The 22,487-nt window shown below is 51.5% G+C and carries 20 protein-coding genes; 12 read left to right on the top strand and 8 right to left on the bottom strand.

Annotated features, from left to right (window positions below; translation table 11 throughout):
- The first annotated feature begins 59 nt into the window (after positions 1 to 59).
- From L2Y54_RS17430 to L2Y54_RS17405, 6 genes are all read left to right on the top strand, one after another.
- On the top strand, positions 60 to 398 hold the full coding sequence (locus tag L2Y54_RS17430; protein WP_236497897.1) for an STAS domain-containing protein: 339 nt from the start codon (positions 60 to 62) through the stop codon (positions 396 to 398).
- A 35-nt stretch (positions 399 to 433) separates the two neighbouring features.
- The gene (locus tag L2Y54_RS17425; protein WP_236497896.1) at positions 434 to 1,624 is read left to right on the top strand and encodes a nucleotidyltransferase family protein; all 1,191 of its coding nucleotides are present in this window, start codon (positions 434 to 436) and stop codon (positions 1,622 to 1,624) included.
- Positions 1,624 to 2,055, top strand: coding sequence for an ATP-binding protein (locus L2Y54_RS17420; protein WP_236502060.1), 432 nt, complete (start codon positions 1,624 to 1,626; stop codon positions 2,053 to 2,055). Before L2Y54_RS17425 ends, L2Y54_RS17420 begins: the two co-directional genes overlap by 1 nt.
- A 1-nt stretch (position 2,056) precedes the next feature.
- Entirely contained in the window at positions 2,057 to 4,204 is a 2,148-nt protein-coding gene (locus L2Y54_RS17415; protein WP_236497895.1) for a glycoside hydrolase family 2 protein, read from the top strand.
- A gap of 14 nt (positions 4,205 to 4,218) precedes the next feature.
- The gene (locus tag L2Y54_RS17410; RefSeq protein WP_236497894.1) at positions 4,219 to 6,093 is read left to right on the top strand and encodes a glycosyltransferase family 2 protein; all 1,875 of its coding nucleotides are present in this window, start codon (positions 4,219 to 4,221) and stop codon (positions 6,091 to 6,093) included.
- A gap of 79 nt (positions 6,094 to 6,172) precedes the next feature.
- Complete coding sequence (locus tag L2Y54_RS17405) at positions 6,173 to 7,489, top strand: DUF3131 domain-containing protein (protein ID WP_236497893.1); 1,317 nt, start codon at positions 6,173 to 6,175, stop codon at positions 7,487 to 7,489.
- 49 nt (positions 7,490 to 7,538) lie between these two features.
- Here L2Y54_RS17405 and aroB read toward each other — a convergent pair whose 3' ends face one another.
- Genes aroB through L2Y54_RS17370 form a run of 7 tightly spaced genes read right to left on the bottom strand, consistent with a single transcriptional unit; the run spans position 7,539 to position 14,542 of the window.
- Positions 7,539 to 8,615 carry a 3-dehydroquinate synthase gene (gene aroB / locus L2Y54_RS17400; RefSeq protein ID WP_236497892.1) on the bottom strand — a complete coding sequence of 359 codons (1,077 nt, stop codon included), beginning with the start codon at positions 8,613 to 8,615 and terminating at the stop codon, positions 7,539 to 7,541.
- Positions 8,596 to 9,138: a shikimate kinase gene (locus tag L2Y54_RS17395; RefSeq protein WP_236497891.1), complete on the bottom strand. Its 543-nt coding sequence runs from the start codon at positions 9,136 to 9,138 to the stop codon at positions 8,596 to 8,598. Before L2Y54_RS17395 ends, aroB begins: the two co-directional genes overlap by 20 nt.
- A gap of 53 nt (positions 9,139 to 9,191) precedes the next feature.
- Entirely contained in the window at positions 9,192 to 11,651 is a 2,460-nt protein-coding gene (locus tag L2Y54_RS17390) for a type IV pilus secretin PilQ (RefSeq protein WP_236497890.1), read from the bottom strand.
- Positions 11,652 to 11,671: 20 nt separating this feature from the next.
- Positions 11,672 to 12,229, bottom strand: coding sequence for a pilus assembly protein PilP (locus L2Y54_RS17385; protein ID WP_236497889.1), 558 nt, complete (start codon positions 12,227 to 12,229; stop codon positions 11,672 to 11,674).
- Positions 12,226 to 12,870, bottom strand: coding sequence for a type IV pilus inner membrane component PilO (locus L2Y54_RS17380; protein ID WP_236497888.1), 645 nt, complete (start codon positions 12,868 to 12,870; stop codon positions 12,226 to 12,228). The genes L2Y54_RS17385 and L2Y54_RS17380 overlap by 4 nt, the downstream gene beginning before the upstream one ends.
- Positions 12,867 to 13,490: a PilN domain-containing protein gene (locus tag L2Y54_RS17375; RefSeq protein ID WP_236497887.1), complete on the bottom strand. Its 624-nt coding sequence runs from the start codon at positions 13,488 to 13,490 to the stop codon at positions 12,867 to 12,869. Before L2Y54_RS17375 ends, L2Y54_RS17380 begins: the two co-directional genes overlap by 4 nt.
- A complete protein-coding gene (locus tag L2Y54_RS17370) occupies positions 13,490 to 14,542 on the bottom strand; it encodes a pilus assembly protein PilM (RefSeq protein WP_236497886.1) in 1,053 nt (350 codons plus the stop codon). The genes L2Y54_RS17375 and L2Y54_RS17370 overlap by 1 nt, the downstream gene beginning before the upstream one ends.
- Before the next feature lie 245 nt (positions 14,543 to 14,787).
- On the opposite strand from L2Y54_RS17370, the gene L2Y54_RS17365 reads away from it, so the two are divergent.
- The 6 genes from L2Y54_RS17365 to L2Y54_RS17340 all read left to right on the top strand — a co-directional run bounded on the left by L2Y54_RS17365 (position 14,788) and on the right by L2Y54_RS17340 (position 21,870).
- Positions 14,788 to 17,277: a penicillin-binding protein 1A gene (locus L2Y54_RS17365; protein WP_236497885.1), complete on the top strand. Its 2,490-nt coding sequence runs from the start codon at positions 14,788 to 14,790 to the stop codon at positions 17,275 to 17,277.
- Positions 17,277 to 17,879 (top strand): hypothetical protein, encoded by a 603-nt coding sequence (locus L2Y54_RS17360; protein ID WP_236497884.1) that lies wholly within the window; start codon positions 17,277 to 17,279, stop codon positions 17,877 to 17,879. The genes L2Y54_RS17365 and L2Y54_RS17360 overlap by 1 nt, the downstream gene beginning before the upstream one ends.
- Positions 17,876 to 19,042 carry a glycerate kinase type-2 family protein gene (locus L2Y54_RS17355; protein WP_236497883.1) on the top strand — a complete coding sequence of 389 codons (1,167 nt, stop codon included), beginning with the start codon at positions 17,876 to 17,878 and terminating at the stop codon, positions 19,040 to 19,042. The genes L2Y54_RS17360 and L2Y54_RS17355 overlap by 4 nt, the downstream gene beginning before the upstream one ends.
- The gene (locus L2Y54_RS17350; RefSeq protein ID WP_236497882.1) at positions 19,006 to 19,821 is read left to right on the top strand and encodes a ferritin-like domain-containing protein; all 816 of its coding nucleotides are present in this window, start codon (positions 19,006 to 19,008) and stop codon (positions 19,819 to 19,821) included. The genes L2Y54_RS17355 and L2Y54_RS17350 overlap by 37 nt, the downstream gene beginning before the upstream one ends.
- A 127-nt stretch (positions 19,822 to 19,948) precedes the next feature.
- Positions 19,949 to 21,673, top strand: coding sequence for a transglycosylase SLT domain-containing protein (locus L2Y54_RS17345; protein ID WP_236497881.1), 1,725 nt, complete (start codon positions 19,949 to 19,951; stop codon positions 21,671 to 21,673).
- Positions 21,673 to 21,870: a hypothetical protein gene (locus tag L2Y54_RS17340; RefSeq protein WP_236497880.1), complete on the top strand. Its 198-nt coding sequence runs from the start codon at positions 21,673 to 21,675 to the stop codon at positions 21,868 to 21,870. Before L2Y54_RS17345 ends, L2Y54_RS17340 begins: the two co-directional genes overlap by 1 nt.
- A 31-nt stretch (positions 21,871 to 21,901) precedes the next feature.
- On the opposite strand, the gene L2Y54_RS17335 is transcribed toward L2Y54_RS17340, so the two are convergent.
- Complete coding sequence (locus tag L2Y54_RS17335) at positions 21,902 to 22,417, bottom strand: lecithin retinol acyltransferase family protein (RefSeq protein ID WP_236497879.1); 516 nt, start codon at positions 22,415 to 22,417, stop codon at positions 21,902 to 21,904.
- Between the last annotated feature and the right edge of the window lie 70 nt (positions 22,418 to 22,487).

Below are 22,487 nucleotides of genomic sequence, written 5' to 3'. Positions count from 1 at the left end.
TGATTATATAGAAAAATAATAAGCCGACACTATTTCCCCTAACAATGAGGACAACAAGAATGAAACTTTCTACGCATGTTCAAGGCGATTTTACCATTGCAACCATTGGCGAAGCTCGTATGGATGCTGCCATTGCTCCCGAATTCAGACTTCAAATTAGCCAACTATTGAAAGATGGTGCTACCCGTATTGTGTTGGATCTTAGCCAAGTGGAATTTATGGACAGTAGTAGCCTCGGCGCACTGGTCAGCCTGTTGAAAGAAGTGGGTAATCGTGGCGATCTGATTGTTGTCGGTGCTAAGGGCATTGTCGCTGATCTGTTTACGTTGACCCGCATGAATCGCGTGTTCCGTATGGCTGACAGTGTTGAAGCAGCATTAAGTGCTGTTGCTGCCTAATTGATTGCGTATCACTCAACTGAGGAGGGGCTTTCATGAAAGCGATGATTCTGGCAGCCGGTAAAGGGACGCGGGTGCGTCCTATTACCAACGAAATGCCGAAACCGATGATCCCGATCCTGCGCAAGCCGGTGATGGAATCCATAGTGGAGCTGTTACGCGCCCACAGTGTGCGTGAGATTGTGGTCAATACCAGTCATCTTGCACCAGTGATCGAAAACTATTTCCGCGATGGCAACCAATTGGGTGTGCACATTGCCTATTCCTACGAAGGTTACATGACCGAAGACGGGCTGGAAGGCAAAGCCCTCGGCTCGGCAGGCGGCATGAAGCGCATTCAGGAGTTTTCCGGTTTCTTTGATGAAACCTTCATCGTGCTGTGCGGCGATGCGTGGATTGACCTCGACATCAGTGCTGCTCTGCGCTGGCACAAAGAAAAGGGCGGTATTGCCACCATTATCCTGCAAGAAGTGCCGCACGAGGAAGTTCACAAATACGGCGTGGTCAAACTCGACGAGCACCAGCGCATTGTGCAATTTCAGGAAAAGCCCAAGTCGGAAGAAGCGGTGTCTAACACCATCAATACCGGTATTTACATTTTCGAGCCGGATATTTTCCAGTACATCCCCGCCGGGATTGAATACGACATCGGTGGTCAACTGTTCCCCGCGCTGGTCGCAGCCGGTGAGGAATTCTACGGCTTGCCCATGGATTTCCAGTGGGTCGACATCGGCTCTGTCCCTGATGTGTGGGCAGCAACCCGCATGGCACTACAAGGCAAGATCAAGGGTTTCCGTATGCCCGGCAAACAGGTGAAACCGGGTGTCTGGACAGGCATCAATGTGAGCATCAACTGGGATCGGGTTAAGATCAAACCGCCGGTTTACATCGGCAGCAGCAGCAAAATCGAAGCGGGTGCGGAAATTACCGGACCTTGCATGATCGGTGCGAACTGCGTGATCGAATCCGGCGCGGAAATCAGCGAATGCTTGATTAGCGATTACACCCGTATTGGTGGGATGGCATCGCTGGACAACAAGCTGGTTTTCGGCGGCGACTGCATTTCACCGGATGGCAATGTGTTGAATCTGGGCGAAACCCAAATCCGCTGGCTGGTCGATGACATGCGCCGGGCACTGAATCCTAGTGACATCCACGACATGCTGTTGTTCAGCAATATGCTGATTTTCCATGAAGTCCAAGCGTGGGAAAAGGAGGCAGCGTGATGGACATGCAATATCAGGAGTACAACATCCGCCTTTCCATCGACAGCCGTCTGGAACAGGTGCGGGTGCTTTCCGGCGCATTGCGTGGCATCGGGCAAGAGTTGTCATTGTCCGCAGAACAATTGGGGCAACTCGAACTGATGATGGTGGAAGCCGTCAACAATGTGATCGAACATGCTTACCAGATGCAGGGCGGTAATGACGTACAGGTGCGGGTGGAATATAGCCCGCAGGAAGTGCATTTGGTGATTTCTGACCGTGGTCACACCATGCCGGATGAACTGCATAGTACGGCTCGCGATATGCCTAACCCGGAAGACTTGCCGGAAGGTGGCTGGGGTATGGGGCTGATTCACTTGCTGGCGGATTCCATTCGTTACAGCAGTGATGCCAAGGGCAACCACCTGCACGTTAGCAAGCAGTTGGTGTGATATGAACTGGCTATCCCGTGCCTTGCTGCTGGCGGTATTCCTGTCGATTCAGGGGTGCAGCGTGTTACCAACAACACCGCCGGATACGGCAAACGTCGCGGGTTCACTCAATGGCACTTGGGAGTTCCTGCCTTCCGGTAGCGCAGAGATGCCAGCGAACAACGCCCGCTGGCAGCGTATCCGTGTTCCCGGCAATTGGTCTACGCAGGGTTTCGACCATCACGGCATGGCGTGGTATCGCCTCAATTTCCATGCTGAAGTTGAGCCTGAAACCCTTTCCAGCCTGCATTTTGGCGGAGTCGATTACTTCGCCGATGTGTGGCTGAACGGGCAGAAACTCGGTGCACACGAAGGCTATTTCCAAACCTTTTCCTTCGACGTGACCCCACACCTCAAGGCAGGGCAAAACACCCTGCTGGTGCGGGTTAACAGTCCGTTGGAAAAGCCCGAAGATTTCTCACTGCGCAAACGGCTGATCAAAGGCATTTTTGCGCATCACGATACCCGCCCCGGTGGTGCATGGTCGGAACGTGGGCAGGAAAAGAATACCGGCGGCATCTGGGGTGAGGTGCGCTTGCAGCAGTCAGCGCAGGTGCAATTGCAGCCACAGCAAGTGCAGGTGCAAGCCGTCAAGGGATTGGAGCAATGGCGGGTCAAGGTCGATCTGGCTGTGCTGGGTAAATTGCCAGCGGGGGCGCAGTTGCAGTGGTCAGTCGGTGAGTGGCAAGGCATAAGCCCAGTCCGTTCCGCGCTTACCATCCCCATCACCCACCCCAAACTCTGGAATCCCAAAGGTTATGGCGACCCCAACCTTTACACCCTCACTGTCAGCGCGGTACACAATGGCAAGGTGCTAGACAGCTTCCAGCGCAGCATCGCCTTCCGCAAGGTCGAGCGTTCCTCGCAAGGCATCTGGAAGGTCAATCACCAGCGCATCCTGCTCAAAGGCACGAATTACATCGCCCACCAGTGGCTGAGCGAGATGAAAACGGACGATTTCCGCCGCGACATCCAATTGATGCAGGATGCCCACATCAACACCGTGCGTGTCCACGCCCATATTACCGCGCCGGAGTTTTACCGCCTGTGCGATGAAACCGGGCTGATGGTTTGGCAGGATTTCCCGCTGCAATGGGGCTATCAGGATACCGCCGAATTCCATCAGCAAGCCGTTTCCCAAGTGGGTGACATGATTCGCCAGTTCGGGCATCACCCCTCCATCATCCACTGGACGTTGCACAATGAACCGCCGTGGGATGCGGACTGGATGAAGTGGAAATACAAGGATTACGACCCGCAGCAAAACAAGCGGCTGGATGACAAGCTTTACCAGACAGCCAAGGCATTGGATAACACTCGCCCGATTACCGCGATTTCTGCCACCAAGGAACACCCTTGGTTAGGCTGGTATTCCGGTCACTGGCTGGATTACGCCAAGCCAACCAAGCTGCACACCATTGCCGAATTCGGAGCGCAAGCCTTACCGGATCGCTTCACGCTGGCAAAAATCCTTGGTGAAGAGCCAGAATTGCCCATCAGCAAAGCCGATTGGAAGCTGTGGGAATACCACAATTTTCAGCGTAAGGAGACCTTGGAAATTGCCAAAGTGCCACAAGGCAAAACGCTGGAACAATTCATTAGCAACACTCAGCACTATCAGGCGCAACTGACACAACTGGCAGCCGAATCCTACCGGCGGCAGGCGTATCAGCCTGTCGGCTCGCTGTTCCAGTTCATGCTGGTGGAAAACTGGCCTTCCATGAATTGGGCAGTGGTCGATTTCTGGCGTAAACCTAAACCGGCTTATTACGCTTTGCAACGAGCCTACCAGCCGGTTCTGCCCAGCCTTGCTTGGAACAAGGTGAATTACGCGGCTGGCGAACCTGTTACGGTCGGTGCATGGGCGTTGAATGACAGCCTTGCGCACTTGCCGAATGCCCAGTACCGGCTCACGCTCTGGCAGGGCAGGCAACAGCGCGATACCCAAAGCTGGTCATTTGAGCTTGCACCCGATAGCCACCGGCATTTGCGTGATTACACCGTGCCTGTGCAGCAGCCGGGCAAGTATCGCCTTGCAGCCGAGATTACCGATGCGCAAGGTAAAGTCATTAGCCGTAACGAATACCGCTTTACCATCCAATCACAATAATAAGATGCACTGTTATGGGATTCTATTTCGACAAGTTTGAAGACCGTCAGCCGGAACCGCCGCTTGAATATTCGGCAGTGACGGAGGGCATCTGGCAATTCCTCGCGGTCATCGCCATGACCTTGGGTGCATGGTATTTGTGGTGGCGTTGGACAGAATCGCTTAACCCGGATGCCTTGTGGTACGCCATTCCGCTGCTGGTGGCAGAAACTGCCTCCTATTTCGGGCTGGGTTTGTTCGTGTTCAACCTGTGGAAGGTGAAAGACTACGAACAATTGCCGCCGCCTGCCAAATTCGATGATGTGGTGCGCCCGGAACACGCCGACGATCGCCCGATCAAGGTGGATGTGTTTTTCCCCACCTACAACGAAGAAGTGGAGTTGGTACGCCTGAGTATCATTGATGCAAAAAAAGTCACCTACCCCTACCCAATTGAGCTGAAAATCTTCGTGCTGGATGACGGCAAACGCCCCGCGATGCGTCAAGTTGCCGAAGAAGAAGGCGTGGGTTACATCACCCGCAGCAGCAATATCGGTTTCAAGGCAGGCAATTTGCGCAATGCGATGGAGCAAACTCACGGTGATTTCATCGTCATATGTGACGCAGACACGCGCCCGTTTCCGACGATACTCGAACACACGCTGGGCTATTTTCGTGACCCGGATGTGGCATGGGTGCAAACCCCGCAATGGTTCTTTGATTTGCCCGAAGGCAAACGCCTGCCGGATGTTTGGGGCAACTATTTAAAAGCGCCGGGGCGTTGGCTCGGTAAAGGTGTGGAAGCGATATTCGGCGAAATACGTGTCGGCGAAGACCCCTTCGTGAATGAGCCGAAAATGTTTTACGACGTGATTCAGCGTCGTCGCAACTGGGCGAATGCCTCATTCTGTTGCGGGGCTGGTTCGATCCACCGCCGTGAAGCCGTGATGGAAGCCGCCCTCAAATGCTACGCTGATACTATCGAAAAGCAGGTTGGCAAACAGTCCAAACAGTTGCAGAAACTGATGGGTGGGCAAGCACTCGACAGCGGTCTGGTGCAGGAAATGCGTCATCAGGTGGCAGGGGAAGAGGAGTTTACCCCGTACCGTTTCCACGTTTCCGAAGACATTTACACCTCCATTGTGTTGCATTCGGATGAAGACCGTCACTGGAAATCGGTGCTGCACCCGACCGTTGAATCCAAGATGCTTTCCCCGCAAGACTTGCTGAGCTGGACAGTGCAACGTTTTAAATACGCAGGCGGCACGCTGGATATTGTCGCGAATGACAGCCCCATGACCCGCAAGGGCATGAGCCTAGCGCAACGCCTGATGTACGGGGCAACCGCATGGTCATACCTCGGCGGTATCTGGAACTTGATCTTTTTGGCGGCACCGCTGGTTTACTTGTTTAGCGGTATTGCCCCGGTGAGTGCGTATACTGGCGACTTTTTCCTGCACATTTTACCGTTCCTGATTGCAATGGAACTGGCGTTTATGGTGGGGACGTGGGGAATTGCAGGCTACCGTTCCAAAGCCAGTTACCTGTCTTTCTTCCCAGTCAACTTGCGGGCAATCTGGACGGTGTTGAAGGGCGAGCAGATCAAATTCCCGGTGACACCCAAAGACCGACAGGAAGGTAATTTCTTCCATCTGGTACTGCCACAGCTTGCGGTGATTGTGCTGACTTTGGTGGGGCTGGTGTATGCCACGGTGCAGTATTTCACGCTTGGCAACAACGACTATTCACTGGGCGGGATTCTGGTCAATGTGTTCTGGGGGTTGAACAATATTATCGCGTTGAGCGGTATTGTGATGGCAGCGTTCTGGCAGCCGGATGAAGACCCTCACCCCCAGCCCCTCTCCCGCGAAGCGGTAGAGGGGAGCAAGATGGCAACAGCATCACCCTGATCTTGAAGCCCCTCTACCGCTCTGCGGGAGAGGGGTTGGGGTGAGGGTCTTTAGAGCATAACAATAATGAGGTTATTGCATGAGTTTCAAACAGAATCTGGTTCGCGCCCGCAGCCACATCATTTTTCTGACCGGGCTGGTCACGGCTTTCGGGTTGGTCGGCTGGCTGGAGGGTATCAGTATGGGGAGTGCTAATACGCCCGAAGCGGTCATTGAAACCAGTTCAGGTATCAATATTGCCCCAACTCGTCCGCTAACCGCGCAGGAAATGGAATGGGCAAAAACCGCTTGGAAGTATTTCCAGAACAATACCGTGACTGAAACCGGGTTGGTCAATTCCGTGGACAAGTACAATGCGTCCACCTTGTGGGATACCTCATCCTACCTGATGGCGGTGATTGCGGCACAACGGCTGGGGATCATTGATCAGAACGAATTCGATGCCCGTATTTTCAGGGCACTGGATTCGCTGGCAAAACTGCCCTTGTTTGAAGGCAAGTTGCCCAACAAATCCTACAACACCATTTCCCTGCAAATGGTGGATTACAACAACCAGCCCAGTGAACAGGGTATTGGTTGGTCAGCCATCGACATTGGGCGGGTGCTCGTGCCGTTTAATATATTGGCTTGGCATTACCCGCAACACACGCAATCGGTCAAACAAGTCATCACAAGCTGGGATACTTCGCCGATGCTGGTGGCGGGTACGATGTACGGGGCAGCGCTTGATAACAAAGGCAAAACCGAATACCCACAGGAGGGGCGTTTGGGCTATGAGGAATACGCTGCCAAATCCTTTAACCTGATGGGGGCGGATGTTTCCACCGCCTTGCGTTATACCGATTTTCTCAAGTTTGTGGAGATTGAAGGCATTTCAGTCGCCACCGATAGCCGTGACCCGCTGCAATACGGCGCACACAACTACGTGGTCAGTGAACCGTATATCCTCGATGGTATTGAATTTGGCTGGGATCACTTGTCGCAGGAACTGGCATGGCGGGTTTATCAAGCGCAAGAAAAACGGTTTGCCAGCACTGGCATCCTGACCGCTGTGTCGGAAGACAATATCGACCAAGCACCTTATTTCGTTTACAACACCGTGTTTACCAGTGGCAAGCCTTGGAATGCGATTACTGAAAAGGGTGAGGATGCCAGCCAGTTTAAAACGCTGAGTACCAAAGCTGCCATTGGTTGGCACATGTTGTACGAAACGGCTTACACTCAAAAATTGGTGGAAAAAGCTGCGATTCTGGCTGACCCAGAACGCGGTTGGTATTCCGGCGTGTACGAGGTGAGTGGTCAGCCAAATAAGGCAATTACTGCCAACACCAACGGCATTGTCTTGGAGGCGTTGGCGTATAAGCAGACCGGGCAATTGATGAAACTGGGAAAATAATGCCTTGGTAGGTCGGACTTTAGTCCGACTTGTCGGGCTGAAGCCCGACCTACAGGGTTCGGTTTAACACCCGCTTGAGGGCGTCGGGATCAAATTCCGCCGTTACGATGGATTCGCCCAATGATTTCATCAAAACGAGGCGCAAGGTGCCATCCAGCACTTTTTTATCCACGGACATATAACGGGTGAAGTCGTCGCCCGTCATTTGTGCTGGCGGGTCTACCGGAAGCTTGGCACGTTGCAGGATGTGGCGGGTGTAAGCCACGTCATCGGTCGACAACCAGCCCATTTGCTGCGACAGTTCCGCAGCCATCACCATGCCAGTGGCGACTGCTTCGCCGTGCAGCCAGTTGCCGTAACCCATTGCCGCTTCAATTGCGTGCCCAAAGGTATGCCCCAGATTTAGCAAGGCGCGTTGCCCGGATTCGCGTTCATCTGCCGCTACCACTTCCGCTTTGTGTTCACAGGAACGGAAAATCGCATAGGTCAATGCTTCCGGGTCACGTGCCAGCAGCTTATCCATATTGGCATCCAGCCATTGCAGGAAGGCAGGATCACGGATCAGACCGTATTTCACCACTTCCGCAATCCCGGCACTCAGTTCGCGGTCTGCCAACGTATTCAGGCTATCGGTGTCGATCAGCACGCATTGCGGTTGGTGGAAGGCACCGATCATGTTCTTGCCGAGTGGATGATTCACGCCGGTTTTGCCACCCACTGAGGAATCGACCATTGCCAGCAAGGTGGTGGGAATTTGGATGAAATTGATCCCGCGTTGATAGCTCGCTGCCGCATAACCCGTCATATCACCGACTACCCCGCCACCGAGTGCGATCAGGGTGGTTTTGCGGTCAGCTTTGTGTTCCAGCAAGTGGGTGTAAATCTGGTTGAGTACGTCGAGATTTTTGTATTCTTCACCGTCAGGCAAAATCACCGCAGAATGTTTCAAGCCGCTCAGTAAACGCTGGGTGGCTTCCAGATACAGTGGCGCAACGGTGGTGTTGGACACGACGACCGCACTTTTGCCGCGAATGTGTGGGGTGACTAATTCGGTCTGTTGCAGCAAGCCCTGCCCAATGTGAATCGGGTAACTGCGGTCGCCAAGATCAAGGTTGAGCGTTTGCATGGGATACATCCTGTAATTGTTTGAGTTTGTTGTGAATGTCGCGCAGGATGACGTTCACTTTTTGTTTGCCAGTCGGCACGACTAAATCAGCGACTTCCAGATAATACGGTTCGCGGGTTTTCAATAAGTTGCGCAGGGTTTGCAAGGGATTATCCGTTTGCATCAAGGGGCGGCTGCGGTCATGTTTGATGCGTTGAAAGAGTTGGTCGGCAGAGGCTTTCAAGTAGACGACACAGCCGCCAGTTTTGATATGTTGGCGGTTGGTTTCGCGCAAAATACTGCCGCCGCCCGTGGCAAGTAAGATATTCGGCATAGCGGTGAGTTCGGCGATGATTTGTTCTTCGCGCTCACGAAAGCCAGCTTCTCCTTCAAGCTCAAAGATGGTGGGAATGCTGACACCCGTGCGCTCTTCGATCACCTTGTCGGAATCGTAGAAGGTTAGGTTCAGTTTTCGCGCAAGTTGTCGGCCTATGGTGGATTTTCCCGCGCCCATCAATCCCACCAGAATGATACTGTTTTGCATGGGGGATTTATGCCAGCACTGGGCGCGGGAATCAAGCAGCTTGTCGGATTGAATTAAGATTTACCGTCCACAATTTTCGGGGTAACGAAGATCAGTAGCTCACGATTCTTGTTGCTGTTGTTGTCGGTGCGGAACAGTCTGCCTAATACCGGCACATCACCCAATACTGGAACTTTGGTTGTGCCACTGAGGTTTTCTTCCTCATGCACGCCACCAAGTACTACCGTTTGACCATTTTCCACTAATACTTTGGTCTGGACTTCACGGGTGTTGATGCTGGGTACGCCAGCGTAGATTTGTCCTACTGTGTCCTGATTCACTTTCAAATCCATTGAAATGTGTTCGTCCGGGGTGATTTGTGGCGTGACTTCAAGACTGAGCACCGCTTTTTTGAAGGCCACGTTCGCAGCACCGCTGGAAGACGCTTGCAAGTAAGGAATTTCCACACCTTGTTCGATGATGGCCTTGGTTTGGTTGGAGGTGATCACCCGTGGACTGGAAATGGTTTCGCTCTTGCTTTCGGCTTGTGAGGCAGAGAGTTCGAGATCGACCAAGAAGTCTTTACTCAAAATAGAGAAGCCGTAACTGCCAATTGCGCCAGTGACAGGTAAGTTGACGCTGAGGCGGTCACTGAGACCGGGAATAGTGACTGTGCTTTTACCCGTTGGGTCAGCAAGGGCTTTGGTGGCACTTTCCCAGTACTTGTCAGTGCCAGCGCCAAGATGTCCGGTTCCCATGCCGATGCTGTCTTGATTGATCCACATGGGCGTGACGCCGAAACGTGCACCGAGTTCTTTGCCGAAGGTGTCGTTGGCAATGACGATGCGTGATTCGATTAGGACTTGTTCGACCGGAACGTCCAGTGCTTTCACTAAATCGCGAATGGCTTTGACTTGCGTCGCCGTGTCTTGCACCAGCAGGGTATTGGTGCGTTCGTCTACCGATACCTTGCCGCGTGGGGAGAGCAGGGATTGTTTGTCTTCGCCTTTGGACTTTTCAATCAATGCCGATAGTTCGCTGGCTTTGGCAAAGTTGATGGCAATGTATTCTGTTACCAAGGGTTCCAGTTCTTGCTTGGCTTTGATGGATTGCAGTTCTTGCTGTTCCTTTGCGGTCAATTCGGCAGCAGGCGCGACCCAGATGACGTTGCCATTTTCACGCATCGCCAAGTTTTTGGATTCGAGCACGATGTCGAGGGCTTGATCCCACGGTACGTCTTTGAGGCGCACGGTAATATTGCCGCTTACGGTATCACTAACGACGATATTTTTGTCGGTGAAATCGGCCAGCAATTGCAGCACCGCCCGTACTTCGATGTCTTGGAAGTTGAGCGAGAGTTTTTCGCCGGTAAAGGTTTTCTTTTTCTGTTCGCTGGCGAGTTTTTCTTCTGCTGAGACTTTGAGTTTGTCGATGTAAACGGTGTATTCGTTGCCGTTGCGCTTGGTGCGGTGCTCAAAACCTTCATGGCTGGAAATGCGGATCCGTGCGCCGTCATTGCGTTGTGCTACGTCAATGCTGCTGACGGGCGTGCCGAAATCCATGACATCCATGCGTTTTTGCAAATTGGCAGGTACATCCACATCCGCCAAATTGACGGTAATGGTGTTACCACTTTTGCTATCGCTAACATTAGCATCGGCTGATGGCAGATTAATGATCACACGCCCGCTGCCATCCGGTTCACGGCGGAAATCGACACCTTGTAATTGCGAACCATTGTTTACGGGGGCGACGACGGGTTGCGGTGCTGGCGTAGCAACCGTTGCTAACGGCGCAGGTTTTGCCGCAACCGGTGGGGCAACTACCGGTTTAGGGGCAGCGGGTTCTGGCTTAACAGGTGCGGGTGTAGTAGCCGGTGCTGGTGGCGCAGCAGCATCAGGTGGCGTATACCAAGCGTAATCCTTGGGTAATGCTGCCGGAACGGGTAATTCCGGTAACGGCAAGGGTTTGTTTTGCGTCGGTATAGGTGCTTTTTCTGTCGTTTGTGGTTGTGGTGGGATCACAAACGTGGGGGGTAGAGGCGCAATATTTTGCGTCTCTACAGGGGTGGCTTTTGGTGCAGGCGTAAAATTATCAGCGCTTGCTTTGCCGCTGCGTTGGACATTGGGTGACGTTTGTGGTTTGCCATTATTGTCAAACAACATGACAACGGTGTTGCCACGGGATTCTAGAGTGTGGTTAACCAAGCCGTTAAGGTGTACCACTACCCGTGCCTTGCCTTTATTATTGGCAGCATCAATGGTTTGCACTTGACCTAAGTTAATCGCTTTGCTGCGGGTATTGGGCGAAACTTCGGTAGCGGGAAAGTCAAAGACTAGCCGAGAAGGGTTTTCCATGAGAAAACCTTGGGGCAATTGCACTGGGGAGCTGAATTGCAATTGGACTTCCGTTTTATTACCCGCTGCTTGTGCCGTGATATTTTGCAGTTGCTTGTCGGCTGCAAAAACCAAGCTGCTGGCAGGGGTGCAGGCCATGAGAATTGCCAAAGCAACACTTTGCTTTATTGTTTTCATTTTGTTGCTAGTCCTGTTTATTATTTTTTTACATCTTTAAGGTCAGAGAGGGCAATGGCATTTTCCCGTTCTTTGAAACCACCAAAACCATTTTCTACCACTTCCTGAACCGTCACTTTGGTTTCTTCAACTTTGTTGATCTTGCCATGATTTTTACCGAGGTAATTGCCTGCGCGAGCGCGGTGAATGGCACCATCCGGGATACGGATAAGTGCCCACAATGCGCCATTCTGGTTGAGCGTGCCAACCATGCGTAGGCTGTCCAGCGGAAAACCTTCCAGAAATTCAGGCACACGATTCGGGTCTGGCATAATGGCACTGCCGGGGTCTGCCACAGTATCAGGTGCGAGAATTTTGGCATCAAACGGATTCAGTTCGTGTCCAGGGTAAATGAACCGTACATAGGGTTTGATTTCAGGGATCGGGTCAATAGGCGCGGCTGGTTTCGCCTTAACGCTTTGTACGTATTGTTCCAAATCACTCATGTCACTATTACAGGCCGTTAGTGATAATACTACGCTAAAACCTGCCAATAATTTAATGGAGGTGACGAGTGGGGTGGCTGCTGGTATTTTCATCCTTTATTCCCCTTGGTACTGCTGGCAACCTTATTATTCGGTTTGGCAGGGGTGTCACCCTCGGTACCGTCTTCCAAGTAGCGGTAAGTTTTTAAGGTCGCTTCCAAACGTAAGCGCCCACTTTTTTCTTCGGGTTTGAGGTCGATATTGTTAATGGTCACAATGCGTGATAACCCGGAAATATCGCTGACGAAGGTTGCGAGTTCGCGGTATGAGCCTTTTGCAATGATTTTGATGGGCTTTTCGGCGTAAAACTCCATGTGTACTTCATTTTGTGGCTCAAAGAGTTCTAATTCCAAGCCGTTGGATAAGCCTTTTTCGGAAATATCCAGAATTAATCCCGGAATCTCGGTGTCGCTCGGTAATTGGCGTAACAATACGCTGAAAGAACGTTGCATTTCCTCCATTTGGGCTTGGTATTGCGGCAGTTGGCTGGCACGTTTTTGCTTGGTTTCCAGATCAGTGCGCAATTGCTGTTCTTTTGATTCGACGTTGGCGAGTGCTTCCAATTCATCCACAATAATGAGTTGGTAGCCCAACAGCAAAATAATGATCATGATGAACCCTAGTGCCAGTGACTTGATTGACCAAGAGACGCTACCGGGATCGTCTGCCAGATTGTTGAGTTCATGCAGGTTCATTTACCACCCTCCTGTTTTTTCTCCGGTTTTTTGGTATCGGGAGGTGTGTTGGCAGCATCGTCTTGGGTTTGACGCAGCAATTGGGTCACATCCAGTTTGAAATCCCTGAGTACCAATTCCTCATTGTCGCCTTCTTTTTTGGTGGAAATGACATTTAAGTTGGATGAACTCAGCCAAGGTGAGGCATCCAGACGATTCATGTAACTGGAAACCCGTGCGTAGGATTCGGCTTTGCCTTCGAGTTGTACCTTGGTTCCATCTTGTTTCAGGTAAAGCAGGTACATGCCTTTGGGAAGTGCATTCACCATTTCATCAAACAAGTGCACGATGGCCGGGCGGGTGCTTTGCAAATCTTCGATCACTTGCATCCTGTCCAGCAAGGCTTGGCGCGTGGCATCGAGTTGTTCAATTTCTTTGATTTGCTTATCCAGTTCGGCAATTTGCGTGCTTAAATACTGGTTGCGCTGTTCTTGGTGTTCGATAGCGTATTGCATGTATTGGTGTGCACCAAACACCGCAGCAGCAGCTAACGCGGCACTACCGCCGACGAGGGAGAAAAACTGCTTTTTCTTTTCCTCACGGGCTTTTTCACGCCAAGGAAGGAGATTTAGACCCGCCATTATTCCAGCCCTCGCAGTGATAGACCTGCTGCAATCAGCAAGGCTTGCATGTCATTGGTGAAACGTACCGGGCTGACACGCGACCCCAAGGCAACCCGCGTGAAGGGATTAATGACCCTGACCGGAATGCCGATGGTGGATTGAATTTGTTCGTCCACGCCGGGGATACGGGCGCAACCGCCGCAAATCAGAATTTGTGACACACTGTCTTTCTGGCTGGAGGCGTAGTAAAACTGAAGGAAACGGTGCAGTTGACGCACCATATTGTCTTTAAACGGTTCTAGCACTTCGGATACATAGTTTTCCGGTAAATTGCCTTCTTTTTTGGCCAAGCCCGCTTCCTGCCAAGTCAGCCCATAGCGGTGCATGATTTCTTCGGTGAGTTGGCGACCGCCGAAGGCTTGTTCGCGGGAAAACGTGAGGCGGCTGCGCTCGAACACGCTAATGCCGGTCATGGTCGCGCCAAAGTCGACGATTGCCAGCGAATCGTTTTGATCCAATTCATTGGTCAGATGGCGCAGGACTTTTTCCAGTGCATGGGTTTCGGTATCGACAATATCCACGGTTAAGCCAGCCATTTCGGCAGCGGCTACCCGGACTTCGACGTTTTCTGAGCGGGTGGCAGCCAGTAACACATCCACGGTTTCCGGTGAGTTGGCGGACGGTCCTAGAATTTCAAAGTCGTAATTGACCTCGTTCATGGGGTAGGGGATGTGTTGCTCGGCTTCCATCGACATTTGTGCTTCCAGCTCTGCTTGAGGGATGGAGGCGGGCATGGGAATAATTTTGCTAATGGCCATCGACGTCGGAATCGCCAAGGCACAATGTTTTAGCTTGGAGCGGCTATCCCGCAAGGCTTTACGGATGGCTTCGCCCACCGGTTCCGGTTCCACAATGTCTTTTTCATTGGCAACGCCCTCCGGTAGCGGGGCAACGGCGTAACTTTCAATCCGGTAGTCGCGTCCCTTGCGGGTCATTTCCACCAGTTTGATGGCGGAAGAGCTAATGTCCAGACCGAGTAAGCTTTCTTTACGGGGATATATTGAAAACACAGGCAATTCCGAGGTTATTGTTATTATTAAACGTTATGGGGTGTATCTTTTAATTATTTTCGAGTCAATGGTAGCGTCGAATCCCAAAATAGTCTACTCTGCTCGTCTTGGGTGGCGTGCTTTCAGATAAACGGGAGCCGTGCGTAAATGAATAAAAGTCTAATGTAGTCATGCGGTTCATCTATAAATTCTTTCAGCTTGTTTTAGGCGCTTTTTTTGCGCTCCTCACGTTAGGGGCGATTGGATTGTTTGCGCTTTATTCCCACTATTCCCCCCAGTTACCTGATGAGGCAGAGTTACGTAAAATCGATATTCAAGTGCCATTGCGTATCTATACCCGTGATGGTGCCTTGCTGGCGGAATACGGCGAACACCGTAGCCGCCCGGTTAAACTGGAAGATGTGCCTGAAAAGCTGAAGTATGCATTCTTGGATATTGAAGACGCCCGGTTTTATGAGCATCAAGGGGTTGATCTAAAAGGGGTGCTGCGGGCATTGCGTAGTGTGGTGTCAACAGGTTCTGCCAGTCAGGGTGCTAGTACCATTACCATGCAGTTGGCACGAAATTCCTTCTTGGATTCGGGAAAAAATTTCGAGCGCAAGCTCAAAGAAACCTTATTAGCCATTAAAATAGAGCAGACGCTGGAGAAAAACCAGATTCTGGAGCTGTACCTCAACAAAATTTACTTAGGCAATCGTGCGTATGGGATTGCTTCTGCTGCGGAAATTTACTACGGCAAGACGTTGGCAGAACTGACCTTGGCACAGAGTGCCATGATTGCGGGTTTGCCCAAAGCGCCTTCGCGTTATAACCCGCTGGCTAACGCTGAACGCGCGATGATCCGCCGGGATTACATCCTCAAACGGATGTTGGAATTTAAGCATATTTCCCCAGATGAATACCAAACTGCCATCAACGAACCCAATACTGCGCAACGCCATAAAAAAACCGAGATTGATGCGGATGCGCCGTATCTCGCTGAAATGGTACGTGCGGATATTGTGAAGCGCTACGGTGAGGCAAATGCGTATACCCAAGGCTATCATGTGTATACCACGTTGGATTCTGCTATTCAAAAAGAAGCTGCTGAGTCATTGCGCAAATCGTTGTTGGCGTATGACCAACGGCATGGCTATCGGGGTGCTGAAGATAAATTGGCATTGAGTGAATTGAAAAATGAGGACGAGATGCGTGACAAGCTCTCGTCTTACCCCGTTTTTGGAGACTTGCACCCCGCGTTGGTACTGCAAGCCGGAGCCAGTAGTGCGGAATTATTGCTGGGTGAAACCCGTGTGACGCTTACCTTAGATGCGGTTAAGTGGGCGCGTGAATTTAAAACCGAAGATCGCCGTGGCGCTTCCCCTAAGCGGGTGAGTGATGTGTTGAGTCCGGGCGATATTGTACGCTTGCGCCAGACAGATAAGGAAAAGAATACTTGGGTGCTTTCCCAAGTGCCGACCGTTGGCGGGGCTTTGGTGTCACTTGACCCTAATGATGGCGCAGTACGTGCCGTTATGGGGGGCTTTGATTTTCAGCATTCCAAGTTTAATCGGGCGACGCAGGCCATGCGCCAGCCCGGTTCCAGTTTTAAGCCGATTGTGTATGCTGCCGCCTTGTCGAAAGGTTTTACGCCTGCCAGTATTGTGAATGATGCCCCGATTGAAATTCCGGGGAGTACTTGGAAACCTGAAAACTTCGGTGGCAGATACATTGGTCCGACTACCTTGCGCGAAGCATTAGCAAAATCACGCAATCTGGTGTCTATCCGGTTATTGCGTAGTATCGGCATCAATTATGCCATTGATTTTGCACACGAGTTTGGCTTTCCCAAAGAAAACTTGCCGCCTAATTTGACACTAGCGTTAGGCACGGCAATGACCACACCGATGGAAATGGCAACGGCTTACGCGGTATTTGCGAACGGTGGTTACAAGGTCAATAGTTACTTTATTACCAAGATTGAAGATCGTCACCATCAGGTGTTGTTTGAAGAAACCTCCCCCAGAATTTGTGCCGGTGAAACGGATGTTTGTGTTGTCGAAAAGAAGGTAGACAAATCAACAGAACCGGCAGCAAAGGATTATGAGGGTAAGGATGGCAAGGCGGCAGTGCCTGCTGAAGCGACCGATGACGCCAAACCCATTTGGGAAACGGCTGCGGTTGAACGCCCTAAAGTAGGTGAAAATGGGGTTTATCCGGCGGCTAAACGCATTTTGAATAATAGGGCACACTACCAGATTGTGAGCATGATGCAGGATGTTACCCAGTCAGGGACGGCGGCGCGTGCAGGGCGTAGTTTGAACCGTAAAGACATTGCGGGTAAAACTGGCACTACCAATGACCAAAAAGATGCTTGGTTTTGCGGGTTCACGCCCAGCGTTGTGACGGTCGCGTGGGTGGGTTTCGATGATATGGCGAAGTTAGGTGAGGGTGAAACGGCGACCAATGTGGCGCTGCCGATGTGGATTGATTTCATGCACCGTGTTCTCAAGGGGGAACCCTCTAAAGAATGGGAAAAGCCGATTGATCTTAAAGAGGCGGATTTGGACTTGGGGATTGAAGAAGATAAACCCCGGCGGCGTGCTGAAAATACGCAGGATTCGGGCGCAGGCTTCCAGTACAAAAGCGAGCGTGATATTGCCCCGCGTCAGCCCGCTCAAAACGGTGGAGCACCGCGTGCCCCCGCGCCGCAACGTACACCGGAACGGGTAGAAATTCCCGAACAACTTTTCTGATGCGTAATTCTCGTGAAGAAACCCGCCATTTGGTGGCGGAAGAAGCCGCCCGCCTGATTTACGAAGAGGGGATGCGTGATTACCGTTTGGCTAAGTTACGGGCAGCCGAACAATTGGGCGTTTCCGCGCACGGCAGTTCCCAGCCGACCAATGAAGAGATTGAGGCGGCGATTCATCAGCGCATTCAATTGTTCGATGCGGAAACGCAACCTGCGTTGCTGCGGGAGCATCGCGAAGTGGCGTTGGAAGCGATGGAGTTTTTGCAAGCCTACAACCCTTATTTGACAGGTGCAGCGTTGGAGGGAACCTCCAGCCCGCATTCGGCGGTGACGCTGTATTTGTCAGCCGATGGGGTGGAAGAAGTGATGTTTTTTCTGGAAGATCAACACATTCCGTTTCAGGTGCATGAGCGCCGTACCCGTTTGGGTAACAAAAAGCAGGAATATTTTCCGCTATTGCGCTTTTATGTGGATGATGTGGAAGTGGAGTTGATGGTATTTCCCCACGATGATCGCTTTGCGAGTGCGCCGATTAGCCCGATCACAGGCAAGGCGATGAAGCGGGCGGATCGGAAGAAAGTTGCGGCGTTGTTGATAAAATGACCGACCATCGCACCCTGCTATTAGAAATCTATGCCGCTGGCTTAGCCGCCGTCAATGGCGAAATGGCTGTTTACCAAGCATTGCTTGCCAAGGGTAATCGTGGGGCGTGCCATGTGGTGGCGATTGGCAAAGCGGCTGAAGCGATGTTCATGGGGGCAAGCCGTTACCTAACGACACAGATCACCAGTGCTTTGCTGATTACCAAACACGGTCACGTTAGCGTTCCACTGCCGCCTTATGTGCAAGTCGTCGAAGCGGCGCATCCGGTTCCTGATGAATCGTCATTGGCGGCGGGTAAGCAGTTGCTGACGTATCTGCAAGCATTGCCTGCCAATGAGCCGGTGTTGTTTCTGATTTCAGGCGGTGCATCCAGCTTGGTTGAAGTGTTGGATGCGGGCTGGAGCTTGCCGCGCTTGCAACAGGCTACTCAGGCAATGTTGGCAAATGGAGCAGTTATCAGTGACATTAATGCAATGCGGCGGGCGCTATCCCTCATTAAAGGCGGCAAATTGTGGGGATATTTGGGCGAACGCCCGGTCTCTTGTTTGCTGATTTCTGATGTACCCGGCGATGACCCTGCGGTGATTGGTTCGGGATTATTGTTTCCAGCGCCGCATGACACGTTTGATTGGCAAATTGTTGCCAGCAATCGCCAAATGTTGGCGGCAATGGCTGCCGCCGCGCCTGCCGATTTGCCTGTGCATTTGATGCCTGATTTCATCGAAGGTGATGCAGAAGTAAACGCGCAATGGTGTGTGGATCAGTTGCATGAGAGTGCTCCCGGTCTTTACTTGTGGGGGGCAGAAACCACGGTGCAATTGCCGTTGAACCCCGGTCGTGGGGGGCGCAATCAGCATTTTGCCTTGGCAGCGGCACTTTACCTGAACCCAGACGATGCTATTTACCTATTGGCAGCCGGTACGGATGGCACGGATGGGGTGACAGCCGACACCGGGGCGTTGGTCGATAGTGGCACTGTTTCGCGTGGTAACGACCAAAATCTTGACCCTTGGGCTTGTTTACGTGCTGCTGATGCCGGTACATTCCTTGAAGCCAGCGGCGACCTGATCCATACAGGGCCGACGGGTACGAACGTGATGGATGTCATTATCGGCTTAAAACTACCATGCAAAACCTCTACCGAGCAGCACACGCCTGCTTAATGCAATCTGACATTGACCAGAAGTTGGTCGGTGCGCAGCAACTCTACGCCGCTTGGCAACAAGGTGACTTATGGCGCGATAATGAGCCGGACTTTCCGGTGCAAACCATTGCAGTGCCGGGTCGACCTGCCAAGCCGGAATTGGTGCACCCTAAATATGTGAAACAACGTAAACTCAGCACCCCAGAAGGGCGGCGGGCATTATTACATGCAGTTGCTCATATTGAATTTAATGCGATTAATTTGGCGTTGGATGCGGTCTACCGTTTTCGCGAATTACCGGATGCTTACTACGGTGATTGGCTACAAGTGGCTGCGGAAGAGGCTTACCACTTCAGTTTGTTACGCGCTCGGATGCAGGATTTTTCCTGTGTTTATGGTGACTTGCCCGCGCACAATGGCCTTTGGGAACAAGCCTGTAAGACCGACCATGATGTGCTGGTGCGCATGGCGTTGGTGCCAAGAGTGCTCGAAGCACGTGGGCTGGATGTTACCCCCGGTATGATGCAGCGCTTACGCGAAGTCGATGATGCTGAAACCGTTGAAATATTAACAATTATTTTGCGGGATGAAATCGGGCATGTGCGGATTGGCTCGTATTGGTTTCATTACTGCTGTGGGCAACGTGGCTTGGAACCGGATGCCACTTTCCGGCAATTACTTCGTGATACTTTGCCCGCGCCTTTGCGGGGACCGTTTTATACCGAGGCACGGTTGCAGGCGGGTTTTAGTGCTGAAGAGTTGGAGCAGTTGGTAGACATGGAAAAAAATTGGCTTTAACACACCACTTATCGGCTTAACTGACCACTACCTGAATCATTACGGGTATTTTCTGGAATTTTCCGGCAAAATTGTGGTCATTAGACTATATTAATAGTCGGGCTTTTCAGTGAGTGTCTTAATTGTCATGAAAAAAATAGTGGAAAAACTGGGTTCAGTGTGGCTGGCGGTGGTTTTTTTGGGTTGGTCGCTCAGCGTGTCCGCCGCAGAAGAACCTGCCAGTTGTGTGGGTTTCAGTGCGAAAACGCTCAATCAGCACGCCAGCGCGTATCAAGCAGATATTAAAAAAGCAGCTAACCGTTACAGCGTGAACCCATCGTTGATCAAGGCAGTGATGGCTACGGGTAGTTGCTTTAATCATGCTTATGTATCACCTGATGGCCGGGTGGGGTTGATGCAATTGCAGATGGACACCGCCAAGCGTTTTGGTGCATTCGATGTGTTTACCCCAGAAGCCAATATTGACGCAGGAACCCGTTACCTCAGTTATTTGCTCCGACGTTACCAAGGCAGCCAAGCAGAAGTATTGGCAGCGTATGTCGCCAACAGTGGCACGCTTTGGCATGAGCCGGAGCTACCGATAGCGCTTGAGCTGATTCAAGAACCTGTTAAGCAACATTTGGCGACTCTGCTTAAGCTCGATGGTAATAAAAAAGCCAATCGTCAAGCGGTGGCATTATTGAAAAAATGGGTAAGTTCCACCAAGGTTTACCACACCGCTTTAGCTGCACTCCCACAACCTGATATGAAAGCCGCCAAAACATGGTTTCAGTCGCGTTTAACCAAGGTGCATTACCCGCGCACACCCGAAGCGAGAGGTTGTGGTGGTTTTAGTGCTAAAACCTTGCAAACAAAAGCTGCGCCGTATGAAGACATGATTAAAGAGTCCGCCAAGCGTCATGGGGTGAACCCTGCACTTGTGAAAGCGGTGATTGCCGCCGAGAGTTGTTACCGGGAAATGGTGGTGTCGTACAAAGGCGCGTCGGGTCTGATGCAATTGATGCCGGAAACGGCGGCAGAGTTGGGGGTGCTCGATATTTTTGATCCACAGGAAAATATTAACGGTGGCACACGCTATCTCAGTTGGTTAGTGCGGCGTTATGACGGCAGTGTGCCTCATGCGATTGCGGCATACAATGCGGGGCCGGGCAGGATAACGCCGGGTGAACCCATTACGATTACGTTTACCGAAACCCGTGGTTATATCCATAACGTGCTGACTAACCTGACCAAGCTGGAACAGGGTAAAAAGTCCGTTGAGCAGGCGCATTTGCTATTAGCAGGGTGGGAACAGACTGAATTGGAATACCAAGCGGCGTTACGTGGTGAAACGCTGGCGGTGGCTGAGCCGGAAGTTGCCCCCGTTGCGGAAGAAATCACCGCGCCTAACCCTGGAATAACCTTGGCATTTATCCGTACTGAAAAGGTTTTGCCGACGGCGGCAGATGCGGAGATTCCACCGAATGTACACCTGATTTCAGCGATTGATCAGGGGATTGTGCGGGTAAAGCATATTAAAACCACTGAATTGGTTCCTGCTGAAGCGATGGCTGAGCCTGAATCGGCGGTAATGCCTGCCATTGCCCCCATCGCATCAGAACAACCAGAGCCACCGGGTTTGCAAACTTGTGAGGCTGTGCCAGCGGCTTTGCTTACGCAAACGGAACAGCGCGGCAGCGGGCGTTATGGTGCTTTTTTCTACGCTGTCCAAGCGGGTGATACTTTGGAACAGGTGGCGCAAAAGCTTGGTGTTAATGCCGACGTGATCATGCAGATTAACAATGTTGCGTGGGATCAGCCATTGCGAACAGGGGTGCAATTGAAGGTTGCGGAGTGTGCGCGGGGGTTGTAATGGATATTGTCGTGGTCGTGCCTATCAGTGCTGTGCAAAATGATTCGATGGAAGAGCTGCAAGTCTTGTCGTCACCAACGCCACAGAAAGGTTTTGGAACACGAGTACACCAGCGAGTCATTGCGTTGACGGGGGGAGTTGATTTACAGACTCCGGTTCGTTCTTTTCCGCGTGTTGCATTGATGCTTCCGGCATGATTACCGGAGAATTTTGGTTTGTTAAAAAGATTTAGCCCTGAGGATTTTGGTTTTTTTGTAGTAAGCAATATGCACCGTAGCAAAGACTGAGGGGTATAGACACTTGTGGTGGCACGATTGTCCTTAATAGGGTAAAAGCCATCAGCCCTTTTGTCGATGCAGTTTTAGCTTGCTTAATTTGTTCGCTATGGTGTTCGTCGTTGATACACCATTCGCAGAAGTGCTCACAGTTGTTGGAAAAAACATTGTATTGGTCTTCTCCTAGTCTGGATTTGGCGCGTTGGGCAACGACTAATCCTGTAAAGTGTGGGTTGGCGTAGGTTTTTACGCTGTATCCGCGTCCATTGTGGAATGCTTCAAGCGTTGCTTCTTCAATAACGCCTGATGTTAATGTTAATCCATCTGCCAGCCCAGAATAATGAATGACTTTGCCATTACCGATATAGATACCATGATGGGTGTAACCTAAACGTGAGGAAATCAAATGGTCGCCAATATTAGGTTTTTCTAGTATTTCTAATTTTATGGAAGGTTGCGGTACGCTCATGTATTTACCCTTATTGAACGGGAATTGCTGACACGTAGGCAACAAAACCAGTTGACTATTTGCTGGATCA

Source organism: Thiothrix winogradskyi (assembly GCF_021650935.1).
GTDB classification, from domain to species: domain Bacteria; phylum Pseudomonadota; class Gammaproteobacteria; order Thiotrichales; family Thiotrichaceae; genus Thiothrix; species Thiothrix winogradskyi.
Note: the sequence above shows the minus strand (reverse complement) of the source record. Positions and strands in the feature narration are given on the sequence as shown.

Excerpts from the sequence above, each read along its gene's own strand:
- L2Y54_RS17430 (WP_236497897.1), top strand. The coding sequence starts at position 60 with ATGAAACTTTCTACGCATGTTCAAGGCGATTTTACCATTGCAACCATT.
- L2Y54_RS17425 (WP_236497896.1), top strand. The coding sequence starts at position 434 with ATGAAAGCGATGATTCTGGCAGCCGGTAAAGGGACGCGGGTGCGTCCT.
- L2Y54_RS17420 (WP_236502060.1), top strand. The coding sequence starts at position 1,624 with ATGGACATGCAATATCAGGAGTACAACATCCGCCTTTCCATCGACAGC.
- L2Y54_RS17415 (WP_236497895.1), top strand. The coding sequence starts at position 2,057 with ATGAACTGGCTATCCCGTGCCTTGCTGCTGGCGGTATTCCTGTCGATT.
- L2Y54_RS17410 (WP_236497894.1), top strand. The coding sequence starts at position 4,219 with ATGGGATTCTATTTCGACAAGTTTGAAGACCGTCAGCCGGAACCGCCG.
- L2Y54_RS17405 (WP_236497893.1), top strand. The coding sequence starts at position 6,173 with ATGAGTTTCAAACAGAATCTGGTTCGCGCCCGCAGCCACATCATTTTT.
- aroB (WP_236497892.1), bottom strand. The coding sequence starts at position 8,615 with ATGCAAACGCTCAACCTTGATCTTGGCGACCGCAGTTACCCGATTCAC.
- L2Y54_RS17395 (WP_236497891.1), bottom strand. The coding sequence starts at position 9,138 with ATGCAAAACAGTATCATTCTGGTGGGATTGATGGGCGCGGGAAAATCC.
- L2Y54_RS17390 (WP_236497890.1), bottom strand. The coding sequence starts at position 11,651 with ATGAAAACAATAAAGCAAAGTGTTGCTTTGGCAATTCTCATGGCCTGC.
- L2Y54_RS17385 (WP_236497889.1), bottom strand. The coding sequence starts at position 12,229 with ATGAAAATACCAGCAGCCACCCCACTCGTCACCTCCATTAAATTATTG.
- L2Y54_RS17380 (WP_236497888.1), bottom strand. The coding sequence starts at position 12,870 with ATGAACCTGCATGAACTCAACAATCTGGCAGACGATCCCGGTAGCGTC.
- L2Y54_RS17375 (WP_236497887.1), bottom strand. The coding sequence starts at position 13,490 with ATGGCGGGTCTAAATCTCCTTCCTTGGCGTGAAAAAGCCCGTGAGGAA.
- L2Y54_RS17360 (WP_236497884.1), top strand. The coding sequence starts at position 17,277 with ATGCGTAATTCTCGTGAAGAAACCCGCCATTTGGTGGCGGAAGAAGCC.
- L2Y54_RS17355 (WP_236497883.1), top strand. The coding sequence starts at position 17,876 with ATGACCGACCATCGCACCCTGCTATTAGAAATCTATGCCGCTGGCTTA.
- L2Y54_RS17350 (WP_236497882.1), top strand. The coding sequence starts at position 19,006 with ATGCAAAACCTCTACCGAGCAGCACACGCCTGCTTAATGCAATCTGAC.
- L2Y54_RS17345 (WP_236497881.1), top strand. The coding sequence starts at position 19,949 with ATGAAAAAAATAGTGGAAAAACTGGGTTCAGTGTGGCTGGCGGTGGTT.
- L2Y54_RS17340 (WP_236497880.1), top strand. The coding sequence starts at position 21,673 with ATGGATATTGTCGTGGTCGTGCCTATCAGTGCTGTGCAAAATGATTCG.
- L2Y54_RS17335 (WP_236497879.1), bottom strand. The coding sequence starts at position 22,417 with ATGAGCGTACCGCAACCTTCCATAAAATTAGAAATACTAGAAAAACCT.